Origin of the sequence: Myceligenerans salitolerans, from assembly GCF_017349295.1 — a bacterium.
Classification (GTDB): domain Bacteria; phylum Actinomycetota; class Actinomycetes; order Actinomycetales; family Cellulomonadaceae; genus Myceligenerans; species Myceligenerans salitolerans.
Genome location: NZ_JAFMPK010000020.1, coordinates 53,835 through 69,397, shown reverse-complemented (window position 1 = coordinate 69,397; position 15,563 = coordinate 53,835). Strand labels below are relative to the sequence as shown.

Here is a 15,563-nt window from a genome sequence, read left to right as displayed (position 1 = left end):
AGAATGCCTTCTGTGCGCCCCATCACACAGTCGAACAAGCTCCGCGACGTCCGTTACGACGTGCGCGGGCCCATCCTGGTCGAGGCCGAGCGTCTCGAGGCCGAGGGCAACAAGGTCCTCAAGCTGAACATCGGCAACCCCGCGCCGTTCGGGTTCGAGGCGCCGGACGTGGTGGTCGACGGGCTGCGCCAGCACCTGCGCGAGGCCGAGGGCTACTCCGACTCACGGGGCATCCTGCCCGCACGCGAGGCCGTGGCCGCCTACTACACGAGTCACGGACTGGACCTCGGCCCCGTCGACGTGTTCATCGGCAGCGGGGTCTCCGAGATGATCTCGCTCGTGCTGCAGGCGCTCGTGGACGACGGCGACGAGGTCCTGATCCCCGCGCCCGACTACCCCCTGTGGACCGGCGCGGTGACACTCACCGGCGGCACGCCCGTGCACTACGCGTGCGACGAGTCCGCCGACTGGTCGCCGGACCTGGCCGATCTCGAGTCCAGGATCACGCCGCGCACCAAGGCGCTCGTGGTGATCAATCCGAACAACCCCACCGGCGCCGTCTACCCGGCGGAGACGGTGCGGGCGCTGGCCGACGTCGCGCGGCGGCACGGGCTGGTGCTCCTGAGCGACGAGATCTACGAGAAGATCCTGTTCGACGGCGCGACGCACCACCACACCGCCACGTTCGCGGGCGACGACGTGCTGTGCCTGACCTTCTCGGGGCTGTCCAAGGCCTACCGTGTGGCCGGCTTCCGCTCCGGCTGGGTGGCCGTCACCGGCCCGAGGCAGCTCGCCACGGACTTCCTCGAAGGACTGACCCTGCTGGCGAACATGCGCATGTGCGCCAACGTCCCGGCGCAGTACGCGATCCCCGCGGCGCTCGGCGGCGACCCGGCCGTCGTGGACGAGCTCCTCCTGCCCGGCGGCCGGCTGCTCGAACAGCGCGACACGGCGGTCCGCCTGCTCAACGAGATCCCCGGGGTACGCACGGTCGCCCCGCAGGGCGCGCTCTACTGCTTCCCCCGCCTGGACCCCGAGGTCTACGCGGTGGAGGACGACGAGAAGCTGGTGCTCGAACTGCTCCGCGAGAAGCACATCCTGGTGACCCACGGGACCGGCTTCAACTGGCCCGTCACGGACCACTTCCGCCTGGTCATGCTGCCGCGGGTGGACGTCCTGGAGGACGCGATCGGGCGCATCGCGGACTTCCTGGAGACGAAGCGGGTCTGACGCGTCCGGCGCGGTTGTCGGGGACCGTCACACCGTCGTCGTGCGCGTTGTCGGCGGTGGCCAACCGCGCGTCACATGCTGGACAGGTGTGGTGGGGGCAACACGCGGAGGTACAGTGACAGCGTGCACCCGGCGAAGAGCCTCCTCCTTCGGTGCCGCGGCGAGGCCCCATAAAGAGGCCGGACTCCTCGCCGCGGTGGCTTCGTGATGCCGGCCGCGGCCCGTGACCCGGGCCGTCGCTGAGAGAAGGTCACTTCTACCCGGAGGACGCGCAAGTCATGAACACCAGCACGGAGAGCACGACCGCCCCTGCGCCGACGCACGGTGACCCCGTGTACGGCACCGCCGGCGGACTCGTCGAGGACAACCCCCAGCAGCCCTCGGGCATGCGGGTGAGCAAGTACCGGCCGTTCCACGAGCAGATCACCGTCGACCTGCCCGACCGGACCTGGCCGACCAAGCGCATCGAGCAGGCGCCGCGCTGGTGCGCGGTCGACCTGAGGGACGGCAACCAGGCCCTCATCGAGCCGATGGACGCCGAGCGGAAGCTGCGGATGTTCGACCTGCTCGTGAAGATGGGATACAAGGAGATCGAGGTCGGTTTCCCGTCCGCCAGCCAGACCGACTACGACTTCGTCCGCCGCCTCATCGAGGAGGACCGGATCCCGGACGACGTCGTCATCCAGGTCCTGACGCAGTCCCGTGCCCACCTGATCGAGCGCACGTACGACTCGATCCGCGGTGCGAAGCAGGCGATCGTCCACCTGTACAACTCGACGTCGGTGCTGCAGCGCGAGGTCGTGTTCCGCACCGACCAGGACGGCATCGTCGACATCGCGCTGGACGGCGCGAAGCTGTGCCGCAAGCTCGAGGAGACGCTGCCGGAGACGCGGATCTACTACGAGTACTCGCCGGAGTCGTACACCGGCACCGAGCTGGAGTTCGCGGTCCGCATCTGCAACGAGGTGCTCGAGGTCTTCGAGCCCGCCCCGGAGCGCAAGGTCATCATCAACCTGCCCGCCACCGTCGAGATGGCCACGCCCAACGTGTACGCCGACTCGATCGAGTGGATGTGCCGGCACCTGAACCACCGCGAGAACGTCATCGTGTCGCTGCACCCGCACAACGACCGCGGCACCGCCGTCGCGGCCGCCGAGCTCGGCTACCTGGCGGGCGCGGACCGTATCGAGGGCTGCCTGTTCGGCAACGGTGAGCGCACCGGCAACGTGGACCTGGTCACGCTCGGCATGAACCTGTTCGCGCAGGGCATCGACCCGCAGATCGACTTCACTGTCGGTGGAGGCATCGACGCCATCAGGCGCACCGTCGAGCACTGCAACCAGCTCCCCGTGCCCGAGCGCACGCCCTACGTGGGGGACCTGGTGTTCACGGCGTTCTCCGGTTCGCACCAGGATGCGATCAAGAAGGGCTTCGAGCACATGGCCGGGCAGGCGGAGGCCGCCGGGGTCACCGTCGACGAGCTGCCGTGGGGCGTGCCCTACCTGCCGATCGACCCGCGTGACGTGGGCCGGTCCTACGAGGCCGTGATCCGGGTGAACAGCCAGTCGGGCAAGGGCGGGGTCGCCTACCTGCTCAAGCACGACCACGGCCTGGACCTGCCCCGCCGCCTCCAGATCGAGTTCTCCGGCGCCGTGCAGCGAGTCACCGACACGAGCGGTCACGAGGTCAGCGGTGACGACATCTGGCGCATCTTCACCGACGAGTACCTGCCGATCGAGGAAGGCTCCGCCGGTGCCGTCGAGTCGGGCCTGCGGCCGTGGGGCCGCCTGAAGCTGGAGCACACCCGGGTGACGTCCGCCGAGGGCGGGCCGGCCACGATGGAGGTCGAGGTCGTCGACCGCGGGGAGAAGCAGACCCTGACCGGGTCCGGCAACGGCCCGATCGACGCGTTCGTCGACGCGATCTCGCACGTCGGGGTCGAGGTCAGTGTGCTCGACTACACCGAGCACGCCCTGTCCGAGGGCGGTGACGCGACGGCGGCCGCCTACGTCGAGTGCCAGGTGGGCGACGACGTGCTGTGGGGCGTGGGCATCGACCCGTCCATCACGACGGCGTCCCTGAAGGCGATCGTCTCGGCGGTCAACCGCGCGGAGCGCGCGGAAGGTTGACGGCTGCCGGGCGGGCGGCGCGGTCACGCGCCACCCGCCCGGTCCGCCGCGGGCGGCTGACAGCGTTGTCCTCCCGGGTGCGTGCAAGCACTCTGTTTCTCCCGGGTGAAATGGTCCGAATCTCGTCAGGAGGGCCCTGCGATCTCTGGCACACTGCCACCTGTGAAGCACGGCACACGGGTCGCCTTGTTCCTGGTGGGTGCGCTGATCTACACGGCCTCGGTCGAGGCGCGGGAGGCGCTCGCCGGGTGGTTCGACGCTGTCCTGTGGGCGGTGGCGGCCGTCCTGCTGGTCCTCGCGGTACGGCACCCCGCCCACGACGTCGCCGACCCCAGGGACTCCGTGGTGCGCGTCCTCGACACCGGTGGCTCGTCCCGGGGGAGGGTGCGCACGATCCTCGGACTCGAACCCCTCGACGGCGCCGAGCGGCGGCGTCCACCCGGCGTGCCCCGTCCCGGTCGGCGCGTCGAGGCGGAGGGATGGATCGTGGCATACGGACTCACCCGCGTCCGGGCCGAGCAGGCCGTGGCACATCTCGCGGTGCGGGGCATCCGCGCCGTGCGGGAGCTGGATCCGCGCGCCGTCGCGCACCGGCTGCTCCTGCACGCCGCTCCCGTGCTCAGCGCACCGGTGGTCGTCACGGCGGCCGCAGGGCTGGAGCTGATGCCCGTCATCGGCCCGGTCAGCGCCGTGGCGGGCTGGGCGGTGCTGGTCTTCGTCGCCTACCTGATGATCGACGTGCTGGTGCCGCGGCGGGCCGCCGCGGACCCTGCCTTCTCGGTCGACGGGCCCTTCACCGTTCGGCTCGTCGGTGTGGACGCGACGCTCGAGCGCGACGCGATGGAGCTCATCAGCGCGCTGCGCCGGGTCACGGCCCTCGGGATGGACGACGCGCGCTCGCTGTTCCGCACGATCCCCGCCACCGTCGTGGAACGCGTCACCGCCGCCGAGGCCGACCGCTACCGCACCGCGCTCGAACGGGCGGGTGCCACCGTGGAGGTCGTGGGCAGGTAGCGTCGGTTCATGCACGACGACGCCATCGACGTACCCGGCTCCGACGACGACCGCAGGCTGGCCCGCGCCGTCACGCTCGCCACCGAGAACGTCAGGGACGGCGGCGGGCCGTTCGGCGCGGTGGTGGTCCGCGAAGGCGCGGAGATCGCCACCGGAGTCAACCGCGTGACCCGGGATCTCGACCCGACCGCGCACGCCGAGGTGGTGGCGATCCGCGCCGCCTGCCGGGTGCTGACATCGTTCTCGTTGGCCGGGACGGTGCTGTACTCGTCCTGCGAGCCGTGTCCCCTCTGCCTGACGGCCGCCCTCTGGGCCCGCGTCGACCGCGTCGTGTTCGCCGCCGACCGGGACGACGCCGCCGGTGCCGGGTTCGACGACCGGGAGTTCTACGACCTGCTCGGCCGCGAGCGCGACACGTGGCCGAGTCCGGTGATCGCCCGCCGGATCGCGACGGCGGGGGACCCGTTCGCGGCCTGGCGGGCGGCCGACCACCGCACGCCGTACTGAGACCCGCGAAGGACCCACGAGATCGTCGGCGGCGACGCAGTAGCGTGGCCGCATGGTGCGTGCCGTGGGAATCGTGCTGGCCGCCGGGGCAGGGTCCCGGTTCGGCGGTCCGAAGGCGCTCGCGCGGGCCGAGGACGGGACGCCCTGGGTCGAGATCGCCTGCCGCACGCTGCTCGACGGCGGATGTCAGGACGTCGTCGTGACGCTCGGCGCGGGAGCGGACGAGGCCGGGCCCCTCGTGCCGGGCTGGGCCGGTACCGCCGTCGTGCCCGACTGGGTCGACGGCGCGTCCGCCTCGCTCCGGGCCGGCCTCGCGGCCGCCGCCGGGACCAGTGCCGACGTCGCCGTGATCACGCTCGTCGACCTCCCGGACCTGCCGTCGGCGGCGGTCCGGCGCATGCTCGGACCCGACGGCGGCGTCCTGGGCGCCGGTACCCTGCGTCGCGCGGTGCACGACGGCCGGCCCGGACACCCCGTCGTGGTCGGGCGGCGGCACTGGGAGGCCATCGCCGCCGCGGTCACGGGTGACAAGGGCGCGGCCGACTACCTCCGCGCGCACGCCGCCACCGTCGTCGACTGCACCGACCTGGGCGGTGGGCAGGACGTGGACCGGCGGGACCGCGGCCGCTAGGAGCGCCGGGCGGCGTTACGCGGGCTTCACCGCGTCGATCGCTCCGCCGTAGCGTCGATCGCGCCGCGCGAACTCCTCGACGGCGCGCCACAGGTGCAGGCGGTCGACGTCCGGCCAGGCCTCCGGCAGGTAGACCATCTCGGCGTAGGCCGCCTGCCAGATCATGAAGTTGCTGGTCCGCTGTTCGCCGCCGGATCGCAGGAACAGGTCGACGTCGGGCGCGTCGGGCACGTACAGGTGCCGCTGCACCGTCTTCTCCGTGATCCTGCGGGGGTCCAGCCGTCCCGCCGCCACCTCGCGCGCGATCGCGGCCGCGGCGTCGGCCAGCTCGGCGCGCCCGCCGTAGTTCATGCACATGGTCAGGGTGCAGCGGTCGTTGTCGCGCGTCGCCTCCTCGCACCGCTCCAGCACCTTGATGACCGAGTTCCAGAGCCGGGGCCGCCGTCCTGACCAGCGGATCCGCACGCCCCACGACGCCATCGTCTCCAGCTGGCGCTCCATCACCTCCTTGGTGAACCGCATGATGAAGGCGACCTCGTCCGGTGAGCGCTTCCAGTTCTCCGTCGAGAACGCGTACGCCGAGACGTGCTCGACACCGAGTTCGACGGCACCGGCCACGACGTCGAGCAGCGACCTCTCGCCCGCCTTGTGCCCCTCCGTGCGCGGCAGCCCGCGCGCGTTCGCCCAGCGGCCGTTCCCGTCCATCACCACGGCCACGTGCCGGGGCAGGAACTGCCGCGGGATCTGCGGTGCCCGCGCTCCCGACGGATGCGGGTAGGGCTCCGCGTACGAGCCCCGCGGGCTCGACTGCACGTCGGTCATGAGCGCTCGACCATCCTCAACGATCTCAGTGTCCTCTCCAGGTAGTACTGGCCGTAGGCGGCCACGAGGCCGCTCGCCTCGTTGCGGTGCCGCGTCGTGGAGGCCTCGGCGGTGTCCCAGTCGCCCGACAGCAGCGCGGCCAGCAGCGCGAACGTCTGGGGTGCGGGCGACGGCGACCCCGGCGGACGGCAGCGCGGGCACACCGCGCCGCCCTGGGCCACGTTGAACGCGGTGTGGGGCCCGCTCTCGCCGCACCGCGCGCAGTCGACCGCGGACAGCGCCCAGCCGCCCACGGCCAGGGCTCGCAGCAGGTAGGAGTCCAGTACCAGCCCGGCCGCGTGCTGGCGCTCGGCGAGCGCCCTGAGCCCGCCCGCCAGCAGCCAGTACTGCTGCAGCGCCGGCTCGTGCTCCTGGTCGACCAGCCTGTCGGCCGCCTCCAGCATCGCGGTGCCGGCCGTGTACAGCTCGTAGTCCTCGCAGATCCGCCGCGCGTAGGCGCCGACGGTCTCCACCTGTGTGACCGTGTCGAGCGTGCGGCCCGTATGGAACTGCACGTCCACGGCCATGAACGGCTCGAGTCTCGCCCCGAACCGCGACGACGTCCGGCGCACGCCCCGCCCGACGGCGCGTACCTTGCCGCGCTCCCGGGTCAGGAACGTGACGATCCGGTCCGCCTCGCCCAGCTTCTGGGTGCGCAGCACGATCGCGTCGTCTCGGTACAGGGGCACGGGACCAGTGTCCCAGGTGTGGCTGACAGCGAGCGACGGACCCGTGGCCGGTCGCGGCCTCTTCTGCTCGGCCGCACGAACGGTCTCGCGTGATTTTCGTCTCGGCGTGACCGATTTCGGTAGGATCGAAGCACCATGACCACCAAGAACCGCATCCTCTGCGCCCTGCTGGGCGCGGGCGCCGTCAGCCTGACCTTCCTGATCATCGCCTGGGTTCCCGATGCCCTGACCTGGCTGCTCGGCGTCGGCGGGTCCGTGCTGTTCCTGGTCTCGCTCGCGATCCCCGGTCCGGCCTACATGAAGCAGCCGCCGTGGCACTCGCTCACGATTCTCGACCGCGGGTACATGACGCCTGCGGAGGTGCACCAGATGCTCGGCATCTGGCTGCCCACGCAGAGCGAGCACCTGGAGGCCCGGGACGCGCAGTGGACGGTGGCCCGGCACGTGCCCAAGTGGCGTGCGGACCACGTGGTCCAGGTGCTCGACTACCGCGGCGTCATCGCCGAGCGGCGGTTCGATCCGCTGTCCGCACTGCAGTGGGTCGGGGTGCACATCTTCCCGGTGTTCCTCGGGGTGGGCCTGGCGCTTCCGCTGCTGGCCGCGATCGGGTTCGGCACGTTCGGCAGCAACTGGCTCACCGCGCTGGTCCTCTTCGCGGTGTGGGGAGCGGTCGCGATGGCGGTGCGCGGCGCCCTGGAGCGCTGGGTCATCCACCGCGTGGTCTGGGAGCCGGAGCTCACGCCGGACGGCACACGCTTCGTCGAGCGCTGAGAACGGCACACGCCGGGAAGACGCGAGGGGCGAGGTCCGCCGCGGACCCCGCCCCTCGCGCCGTCGTCAGGTCAGCCCAGCAGCTCGCCCAGGTCCTCGGCCAGCGCCGGGACGCCCTCGGGCCAGTCGTAGGACAGCGCGGTGGGCGGTGACACGGACGACACGTTCACCGTCCCGACGACCTGCGCCACCATGCCGTCCTCGAGCGCGGGCAGGGCGCTGAGCTCCTTGCTGTCGGGGAGCGCCTCGGCCTGCTCCTCGGTGTAGGTGTAGGCCACGACGACGTCGGACTCGAGCTTGTCGAGCTCCTCGTAGGACAGGGTGTAGAAGAAGTCCTCGCCGCCCGTCGGGTCGAGCTCGTCGACGGCCGGGGCAGTGGTGAAGCCGAGCTTCTCGAGGAACCCGGCGCGGGGGTCGGCGGAGTTGTAGACGAAGATCTGGCCGTTCTGCGGGTCGTCGACGATCGCCGCGATGGTCTTGCCCTCGAACTCGGGGTGCTCGGCCGCGATCCCGGCGGTGTAGTCCTCGAACTCGGTGAGGACCTGAGCCCCGGCCTCGCTCCGGCCGAGAGCCTCGGCGGTGAGCGTGATGTTGTCGTCCCAGGGCGTGGTCCACGGGGCATCGGGGTAGGCGACCACCGGCGCGATCTCCTCGAGCAGCGCGTACTGCTCCTCGGTGAGCCCGGAGTAGGTGGCGACGATCAGGTCCGGGGCCACCTCGGCGAACTGCTCGTACGGCACCTCCTCGCCGGCGGCCGAGTCGTCGAGGATGACGGGCAGCTCCTCACCCGCCTCCTCGTACGCGTTCTCGACCCACGGGAGCAACGCGTCCTCCCCGACGGTCCAGACCTGCTCGGCGACCGCGACCGGGAAGACACCGGACGCGATCGCGGCCTCGGTGGAGCCCCATCCCCAGGTGGCGACGCGCGTGGGCGCCTCCTCGATCGTCGTGGTACCGAGCGCGTGCTCGATCGTGATCGGGAACTGGTCGGCGGTCTCCTCGGCCGCCGGCGCGGCGTCGTCCTCGGGGGTCGACGACGCGCAGCCGGCGAGTGCGAGGGCGGACGCGGCCAGCAAGCCGGTCGCTGCGGTGAGGGTGCGGCGAACTCGCACGGGTCCTCCTTGGTGTCCGGGGCCCGGCGACGCCAGGCTCATGTGAGGCGAGCCTAACCTCATCTATGACCGCATTACGTCACGTCCGCATCACGAAATTCCGTGCGGGGTGTGGCGTCCGTCGCACCGCTGCGGGTGCCGCTCGGGTCAGCGCGCCGTGTGGAAGCGGCCGCGGGGCACGACCATCGGGGTGCCCGAGACGGGATCCGGGACGACGTCCGACTCCAGGTCGAACGCGCCACGGACGACGTCGCTCGTGAGCACCTCGCCCGGGTCGCCCTCGGCGACGATCCGCCCCGTGTTCATGACCACGAGGTGGTCGGCGTAGCGAGCCGCGAGGTTGAGTTCGTGCAGCACCATGGCGACCGTCGTCCCGCGCTCCCGGTTCAACGACGTGAGCAGGTCGAGCAGGTCGAGCTGGTGGCGGACGTCGAGGAACGTCGTCGGCTCGTCCAGCAGCACGACGTCGGTCTGCTGCGCCAGCACCATCGCGATCCACACGCGTTGGCGCTGCCCGCCGGACAGGTCCTGGACGGGGCGGTCGGCCAGGTCGGCCACGCCGGTGGCGGCGAGCGCGGAGGCGACCACCGCGTCGTCGTCGGACGAGTGGCGCCCGAACCACCCCTGGTGCGGGTACCGGCCGCGCGCGACGAGTTCGGCGACGCGAACGCCGTCGGGCGCGATCGACGACTGCGGCAGCATCCCGACCGCGCGGGCGAGCTCCCGTCGCGACATGGTCGACACGTCACGGTCGCCGAGCAGCAGCTTTCCGCCGGACAGCGGGTGCAGACGCGCCATGCCGCGCAGCAGCGTGGACTTCCCGCAGGCGTTGGGCCCGACGATCGCGGTGATCCTCCCGGCCGGGAGGGTCAGGTCGAGGCCGTCGATCACGGTGCGGCCTTCGTAGCCGAGCGCGACGCCCTCGGCGCGAAGCGTGGGACCGGCGGCGGGTGCCCGGTCGGCAGCGGGCACCCGCTCGTCGGTGACCGTCGTGCGGAGCTCGGTGCTCTCGGAGCGCGCCATCACCGGCGCTCCTTTCTCTCGTTCGTGGCCAGCAGCCACAACAGGTACGGGGCGCCGACCAGTCCGGTGACGATGCCGACGGGTGCGGCCACGCCGAAGACCTGGTGGTTGCCGATCAGGTCGGCGGCCAGGACCAGCAGGGCCCCGACCGCGGTGGAGGCCGTCAACGCCGGACTGCCGTCGGACAGGAGGCGGCGGGCGATCGCGGGTGCGACGAGCGCCACGAACGCGACCGGTCCGGCGAACGACGTGGCCAGTGCTACGAGCCCGACGGCGAGCAGGAGCGTGGTCACCCGCGCGGCGTCGACGTGGACGCCGAGGGCCCGGGCGTTGTCGTCGCCCAGGGCGAGCGGGCCCTGGGTGCGGGCCACGACCGCGACACCGATCGTGAGCACGAGGGCGCCGACGGCGAGAACGCCCAGATCCTCGCCGCGGACGTCGGCCACGGACCCGACGGTCCACAACAGCGCGGAGGCGGCCTCGCGCTCCTCCGCCCGGGCGAGCAACCAGGTCATGAACGCCTGGCACAGGTACGCGAACCCGACGCCCACCAGGACGAACCGGATCGAGTGCAGCCCCCGGCGCCAGGCGAGGAACCAGATGGCCAGGGCGACCGCGAGCCCGCCGCCGAACGCGGACACCGCCACGGCGATCCCCGCGAGACCGAACGTCAGCAGGCCGGTCACGGCGCCCAGGCTGGCCCCCGCGGCGATGCCGAGGATGTCGGGGGAGGCGAGCGGATTGCGCAGCGTCGACTGGAACAACGCGCCGGCCAGCCCGAACATGGCCCCGACCAGGACCGCCGCGACGACGCGCGGCAGGCGCAGCTTCTGGATGATGAACAGGTCGCCGGCATCACCCGCACCGAACGCGGCGAGCAGTGCGGTCCCGGGTGCGATCGTGGAGTCCCCGAGCATCAGGCCGAGTGTCCCGAGCGCGGCGAGTGCCACGGCGCACGTGGCGAGGACCATCCCGAGCCGACGTCGTCGTGCGGTGCGCAGGTGTCCGATGGCGTCCCTGAGGCCTGCGGCCCGAGGGACGGTGGTCGTGATGCTCGGAGAGGAGGCCATGATCACACCCCTGCCAGGGAGCGGCTACGTGCGACGGCGATGAGAACGGGGGCGCCGATCGCCGCCGCGACGACGCCTGCCTCCAGCTCGGAGTGCGGCAGCACGACGCGACCGGTCACGTCGGCGACCAGGAGGACGACGGGGCCGAGGAGGAAAGCCACGGCGGTGATCCAGCGGTAGTCGGTACCCACGAGGCGCCGTGCGGCGTGCGGGACGGCGAGCCCGATCAGTGCGATCGGGCCGACGAGTGCGGTGGCCGTGCCGGACAGCATGACGATCGCGACCCCGGAGACCACCCGTGTGGTGCCGACCCGCTGGCCGAGCGCGGTGGCGACGTCGTCGCCGAGTGCGAGCATGTTCATGCGGTGCGCCATCGCGGCGGCGAGGACGGCGCCGACGACGAGGAACGGCCACAGGTCGGCCAGCGCCGCCGAGCGCACCCCGGCAAGCGATCCGACCGCCCACGTCCGGTAGAGATTGAACGCGGTGGAGCTCTGGATCAGGGTGATGGTGATGAGCGGCGTGAGGAGGGCCGTCACGGTGGCGCCCACGAGGGCGAGCCGCACGGGACGGCCGGCGCCGATCGAGAAGACGAGCAGCGCCGCGCCGGCCGCGCCGGCGAAGGCGAACCAGATGAAGCCCAGCGGCGAGCTCACGCCGAGAACCACGCTGGACAGGACGATCGCGAGGCTGGCGCCGGCGTTCAGGCCCAGGAGGCCCGGATCGGCGATGGGGTTGCGCGTGACGCCCTGGACGAGTGTCCCGGCGAGCGCGAGGGCCGCTCCGGCCGTGATGCCGACGACGGTGCGCGGCAGGCGCTGCTCGACGACGACACGGTGGTCCTGGTCGTCGGGAAGCGGCATGCCGGTGGCCCAGCCGGTGAGGGCGTCCCACACGACCGCGGGATCGATGTCGCGGACTCCGAGGGCGAGGCTGGCCAGGATGGTCCCGCCGAGGGCGGCGACCAGGCCGAGCAGGACCAGCGTCCTGCGGCGCGCTCGATCAGGGGTGCGGGTCACCTCACGGGCTGGAGCCACCGCAGGTGAGGTAAGCATTGCCTAAGTCTTGCACACCGGAAGGGTGTGCTCGACCACCCGTCATGGCGCCGAGGGCGGTGGCCCGGCGTGGGCGGTGGCTCTCGGTGCTCGTGACGGGACCTCGGTGGTCGCTCAGACCCCCGGCAGGTGGCCCGCCAGGTAGGTGACGAGCTGGTCGATTCCGATGCGCTCCTGCTCCATGGAGTCGCGGTGCCGCACCGTGACCGCCTGGTCCTCCAGCGTGTCGAAGTCGACGGTGACGGCCAGCGGGGTACCGATCTCGTCCTGGCGGCGGTAGCGCTTGCCGATCGCCTGGGTCACGTCGTAGTCGATGTTCCAGTACCTGCGCAGCTCGTCGGCGATCTTCTCCGCCGTGGGCAGCAGCTCCGCGGACTTGGAGAGGGGCAGCACCGCCACCTTCACGGGGGCCAGGCGCGGGTCGAGCCGCAGGACCGTGCGCTTGTCCACGCCCCCCTTGGTGTTCGGCGCCTCGTCCTCGTCGTACGCCTCGATGAGGAACGCCATGAGCGACCGGGTCAGGCCGGCGGCCGGCTCGATGACGTACGGGTAGTACCTCTCGTTGGTCGCCGGGTCGCGGTACTGCAGGTCCTTGCCCGAGTGCTCCGCATGTGTCTTCAGGTCGAAGTCCGTGCGGTTCGCGACGCCCTCGAGCTCGCCCCACTCGCTGCCCGAGAAGCCGAACCGGTACTCGATGTCGACGGTGCGTGTCGAGTAGTGGGACAGCTTGTCCTTGGGGTGCTCGTAGTGGCGCAGGTTCTCGCGTGAGATGCCCAGGTCCGTGTACCAGTCCGTGCGGTAGTCGATCCAGTACTGGTGCCAGGTCTCGTCCTCGCCCGGGGTGACGAAGAACTCCATCTCCATCTGTTCGAACTCGCGGGTGCGGAAGATGAAGTTGCCCGGCGTGATCTCGTTGCGGAACGACTTGCCGATCTGGCCGATGCCGAACGGGGGCTTCATCCGGGCGGACTGGGCCACGTTCGCGAAGTTCACGAAGATGCCCTGCGCCGTCTCGGGCCGCAGGTAGTGGAGGCCGGACTCGTCCTCGACCGGGCCGAGGTACGTCTTGAGCATCATGTTGAAGTCACGGGGCTCGGTCCACCGGCCGCGGGTGCCGCAGCTGGGGCAGGCGATCTCGGCGAGGCCGCCCTCCGGGGCGCGGCCCTTCTTCTCCTCGAACTCCTCGACCATGTGGTCCTCGCGGAACCGCTTGTGGCAGTTCAGGCACTCCGTCAGCGGGTCGTTGAACGCGCCCACGTGGCCGGAGGCCACCCACACGGGACGCGGCAGGATGACCGCCGAGTCCAGGCCCACGACGTCGCTCCGGCTCGTCACCATCGCGCGCCACCACTGGCGCTTGATGTTCTCCTTGAGTTCGACGCCCAGCGGGCCGTAGTCCCACGCCGACCGCGTTCCGCCGTAGATCTCCGCCGACTGGAAGACGAAACCTCGCTTCTTGGCGAGCGAGACGACGGCGTCGAGCTTGGCGGTCTGCGCGGAGCGCGATGACTTGTCGGACACGGGGGTATCTCTCCAGGTGGAATTGGTCGCCGCGGAGCGGCTGGATGACGGGCTCCAGCCTACCCGCCACGGGCCTGCGACCCCCGGGTATTCCACAGGCGAGATCCCGTGGCCGAGGGAGTTTGACTTCCGTTCTCACCAAGCGTGAGAATCGTTCTCATGAATCGCCGACTCCTCGCCGTGCCCGCCGCCCTCGCGGCGACGTCTCTCCTCGTCGCCGGATGCTCCGCCGCGGGTGGCCCGGGGGACCCCGGTTCGGACGGCGTCACCGTGCTCGCCTCCTTCTACCCGCTTCAGTACGTCGCCGAACAGGTCGGAGGTGAGCTGGTGACGGTGGACAACCTCACGCCGCCCTCGGCCGAGCCCCATGACCTGGAGCTCGCTCCGGCGCAGGCGCGCCGGATCGGCGACGCCGATCTGGTCGTGTACCTGTCGGGCATGCAGCCCGCGGTGGACGACGGCGTCGAGACCCGGGCACCGGAACACGTCGTCGACGCCGCCGTGTTCGCGGACCTCGGTGCCACCGAGGAGGGCGCGCACGACGAGCACGAGGAGGAGACCCACGACGAGCACGAGGAGGAGACCCACGAGGAGGACGGGCACGACCACGGCTCGACCGACCCGCACTTCTGGCTCGACCCCAGCCGCATGGCCGCGCTCGGCCAGGCCGTCGCGGACGAGCTCGCCGTCGTCGACCCCGAGCACGCGGACGAGTACGCCGCCGGCGCGCTGCGGCTCGGCCGGGAGATGGATGAGCTGGACCAGGAGTTCGCCGACGGGCTCGCCACCTGTGAGGGCGCGACGTTCGTGACCAGCCACGCCGCCTTCGGCTACCTGGCCGAGCGCTACTCGCTGCACCAGGTCGGGCTCGCGTCGTTCGACCCGGAGACGGAGCCGTCCCCCGCACGTCTGCGCGAGGTCGGCGACATCGCCCGCGATGCCGGCGTCACCACCATCTACTCGGAGACCCTCGTCAGCCCGAAGGTCGCCGAGACGCTGGCGGCCGATCTGGGCCTGGAGACCGCGACGCTCGACCCGCTGGAGGGCCTGAGCGACGATGCCACCGCCGCCGGGGCGGACTACCTGAGCGTCATGCGCGAGAACCTGGCCGCTCTCGAAGAAGGGCTCGTGTGCGAGTGAGCCGTACCACCGCCGAACACGTCATCGAGGTCGAGCGCCTGCACGTGCATGCCGGCGCCAGCCACATCCTGCGCGGGGTCGACCTGACCGTGCGGGCCGGAGAGGCCGTCACGCTGCTCGGTGCCAACGGCTCGGGCAAGTCGACCCTCGTCAAGGCGCTCGTCGGTGTCGCCGCACCGTCGCAGGGCACCGTCCGGGTGCTGGGCGCGAGGCTCGGCACCGATCGTGTGCCGTGGGAGCGCGTCGGCTACGTGCCCCAGCGGGCCGGTGCACGGACGGGCGTCCCGTCGACTGCGGCCGAGGTCGTCGCATCAGGCCTCCTGAGCGGCCGCCGCTGGTGGCTGCCGCGCGGCTGGCGCACCCGCGTGCGCGACGCGCTGGACCAGGTCGGTCTCGCGGACCGTACCGAGTCGGCGATGCACGTGCTCTCCGGCGGGCAGCAGCAGCGCGTGCTCATCGCCCGCGCCCTGGTACGCGACCCCGACGTGCTTGTTCTCGACGAGCCCGTGGCCGGCGTCGACCACCCCAGTCAGGAGGCTTTCGCCGCGAGCGTGCGACGCCTGGTCGAGCGCGGCGTCACCGTGCTCGTCGTCCTGCACGAACTCGGCGAGCTCGACGAGATCGTGTCCCGCGCGGTCGTCCTCCGGCACGGCCTGGTCGTGCACGACGGCGCCCCACCGCGCCCACGCGCCGATCACGACGCGGCCGCTCACCGTCACCTGCACCCGCACGACGACGAAGCCCGCCGTCCCGCGCCGCTCACCCAGAACCCCGTCAACGGAAGTACCGAGGAGGTGGTGTCGTGAACCT

Annotated in this window: 15 protein-coding genes; 8 read left to right on the top strand and 7 right to left on the bottom strand. The window is 71.6% G+C overall.

Going from position 1 to position 15,563, the window contains the following annotated elements; translation table 11 throughout:
* The first annotated feature begins 12 nt into the window (after window positions 1-12).
* The 5 genes from J0911_RS03310 to J0911_RS03290 all read left to right on the top strand — a co-directional run bounded on the left by J0911_RS03310 (window position 13) and on the right by J0911_RS03290 (window position 5,511).
* Window positions 13-1,230, top strand: a complete 1,218-nt coding sequence (locus tag J0911_RS03310) for a pyridoxal phosphate-dependent aminotransferase (RefSeq protein ID WP_207274042.1) — start codon at window positions 13-15, stop codon at window positions 1,228-1,230.
* Window positions 1,231-1,508: 278 nt separating this feature from the next.
* Window positions 1,509-3,359, top strand: coding sequence for a 2-isopropylmalate synthase (gene leuA, locus J0911_RS03305; RefSeq protein WP_207274041.1), 1,851 nt, complete (start codon window positions 1,509-1,511; stop codon window positions 3,357-3,359).
* Between the two features lie 162 nt (window positions 3,360-3,521).
* The gene (locus J0911_RS20975) at window positions 3,522-4,373 is read left to right on the top strand and encodes a ribosomal protein L7/L12 (RefSeq protein ID WP_207274040.1); all 852 of its coding nucleotides are present in this window, start codon (window positions 3,522-3,524) and stop codon (window positions 4,371-4,373) included.
* Between the two features lie 9 nt (window positions 4,374-4,382).
* Window positions 4,383-4,880, top strand: coding sequence for a nucleoside deaminase (locus J0911_RS03295; RefSeq protein ID WP_207274039.1), 498 nt, complete (start codon window positions 4,383-4,385; stop codon window positions 4,878-4,880).
* A 52-nt stretch (window positions 4,881-4,932) separates the two neighbouring features.
* Window positions 4,933-5,511 (top strand): nucleotidyltransferase family protein, encoded by a 579-nt coding sequence (locus J0911_RS03290; protein ID WP_207274038.1) that lies wholly within the window; start codon window positions 4,933-4,935, stop codon window positions 5,509-5,511.
* A gap of 15 nt (window positions 5,512-5,526) precedes the next feature.
* Here J0911_RS03290 and J0911_RS03285 read toward each other — a convergent pair whose 3' ends face one another.
* Both J0911_RS03285 and recO read right to left on the bottom strand, forming a co-directional pair.
* Complete coding sequence (locus tag J0911_RS03285; RefSeq protein ID WP_207274037.1) at window positions 5,527-6,333, bottom strand: isoprenyl transferase; 807 nt, start codon at window positions 6,331-6,333, stop codon at window positions 5,527-5,529.
* Window positions 6,330-7,061 (bottom strand): DNA repair protein RecO, encoded by a 732-nt coding sequence (gene recO / locus J0911_RS03280; RefSeq protein ID WP_207274036.1) that lies wholly within the window; start codon window positions 7,059-7,061, stop codon window positions 6,330-6,332. Before recO ends, J0911_RS03285 begins: the two co-directional genes overlap by 4 nt.
* Before the next feature lie 135 nt (window positions 7,062-7,196).
* On the opposite strand from recO, the gene J0911_RS03275 reads away from it, so the two are divergent.
* Window positions 7,197-7,832, top strand: a complete 636-nt coding sequence (locus tag J0911_RS03275; RefSeq protein WP_207274035.1) for a hypothetical protein — start codon at window positions 7,197-7,199, stop codon at window positions 7,830-7,832.
* A gap of 71 nt (window positions 7,833-7,903) precedes the next feature.
* Here the strand turns inward: J0911_RS03275 and J0911_RS03270 are convergent, their stop codons facing one another.
* From J0911_RS03270 to J0911_RS03250, 5 genes are all read right to left on the bottom strand, one after another.
* On the bottom strand, window positions 7,904-8,944 hold the full coding sequence (locus tag J0911_RS03270) for an iron-siderophore ABC transporter substrate-binding protein (RefSeq protein ID WP_207274034.1): 1,041 nt from the start codon (window positions 8,942-8,944) through the stop codon (window positions 7,904-7,906).
* Between the two features lie 147 nt (window positions 8,945-9,091).
* Entirely contained in the window at window positions 9,092-9,967 is an 876-nt protein-coding gene (locus J0911_RS03265) for an ABC transporter ATP-binding protein (protein ID WP_207274033.1), read from the bottom strand.
* Entirely contained in the window at window positions 9,967-11,037 is a 1,071-nt protein-coding gene (locus J0911_RS03260; protein ID WP_207274032.1) for a FecCD family ABC transporter permease, read from the bottom strand. The genes J0911_RS03265 and J0911_RS03260 overlap by 1 nt, the downstream gene beginning before the upstream one ends.
* A gap of 2 nt (window positions 11,038-11,039) precedes the next feature.
* The gene (locus J0911_RS03255) at window positions 11,040-12,092 is read right to left on the bottom strand and encodes a FecCD family ABC transporter permease (RefSeq protein ID WP_207274031.1); all 1,053 of its coding nucleotides are present in this window, start codon (window positions 12,090-12,092) and stop codon (window positions 11,040-11,042) included.
* A gap of 114 nt (window positions 12,093-12,206) precedes the next feature.
* The gene (locus J0911_RS03250) at window positions 12,207-13,613 is read right to left on the bottom strand and encodes a glycine--tRNA ligase (RefSeq protein ID WP_207274030.1); all 1,407 of its coding nucleotides are present in this window, start codon (window positions 13,611-13,613) and stop codon (window positions 12,207-12,209) included.
* Between the two features lie 159 nt (window positions 13,614-13,772).
* On the opposite strand from J0911_RS03250, the gene J0911_RS03245 reads away from it, so the two are divergent.
* Together J0911_RS03245 and J0911_RS03240 are read left to right on the top strand one after the other, a co-directional pair.
* Complete coding sequence (locus J0911_RS03245; RefSeq protein WP_207274029.1) at window positions 13,773-14,753, top strand: metal ABC transporter substrate-binding protein; 981 nt, start codon at window positions 13,773-13,775, stop codon at window positions 14,751-14,753.
* Complete coding sequence (locus J0911_RS03240; protein ID WP_207274099.1) at window positions 14,750-15,559, top strand: metal ABC transporter ATP-binding protein; 810 nt, start codon at window positions 14,750-14,752, stop codon at window positions 15,557-15,559. The genes J0911_RS03245 and J0911_RS03240 overlap by 4 nt, the downstream gene beginning before the upstream one ends.
* Window positions 15,560-15,563: the final 4 nt, after the last annotated feature.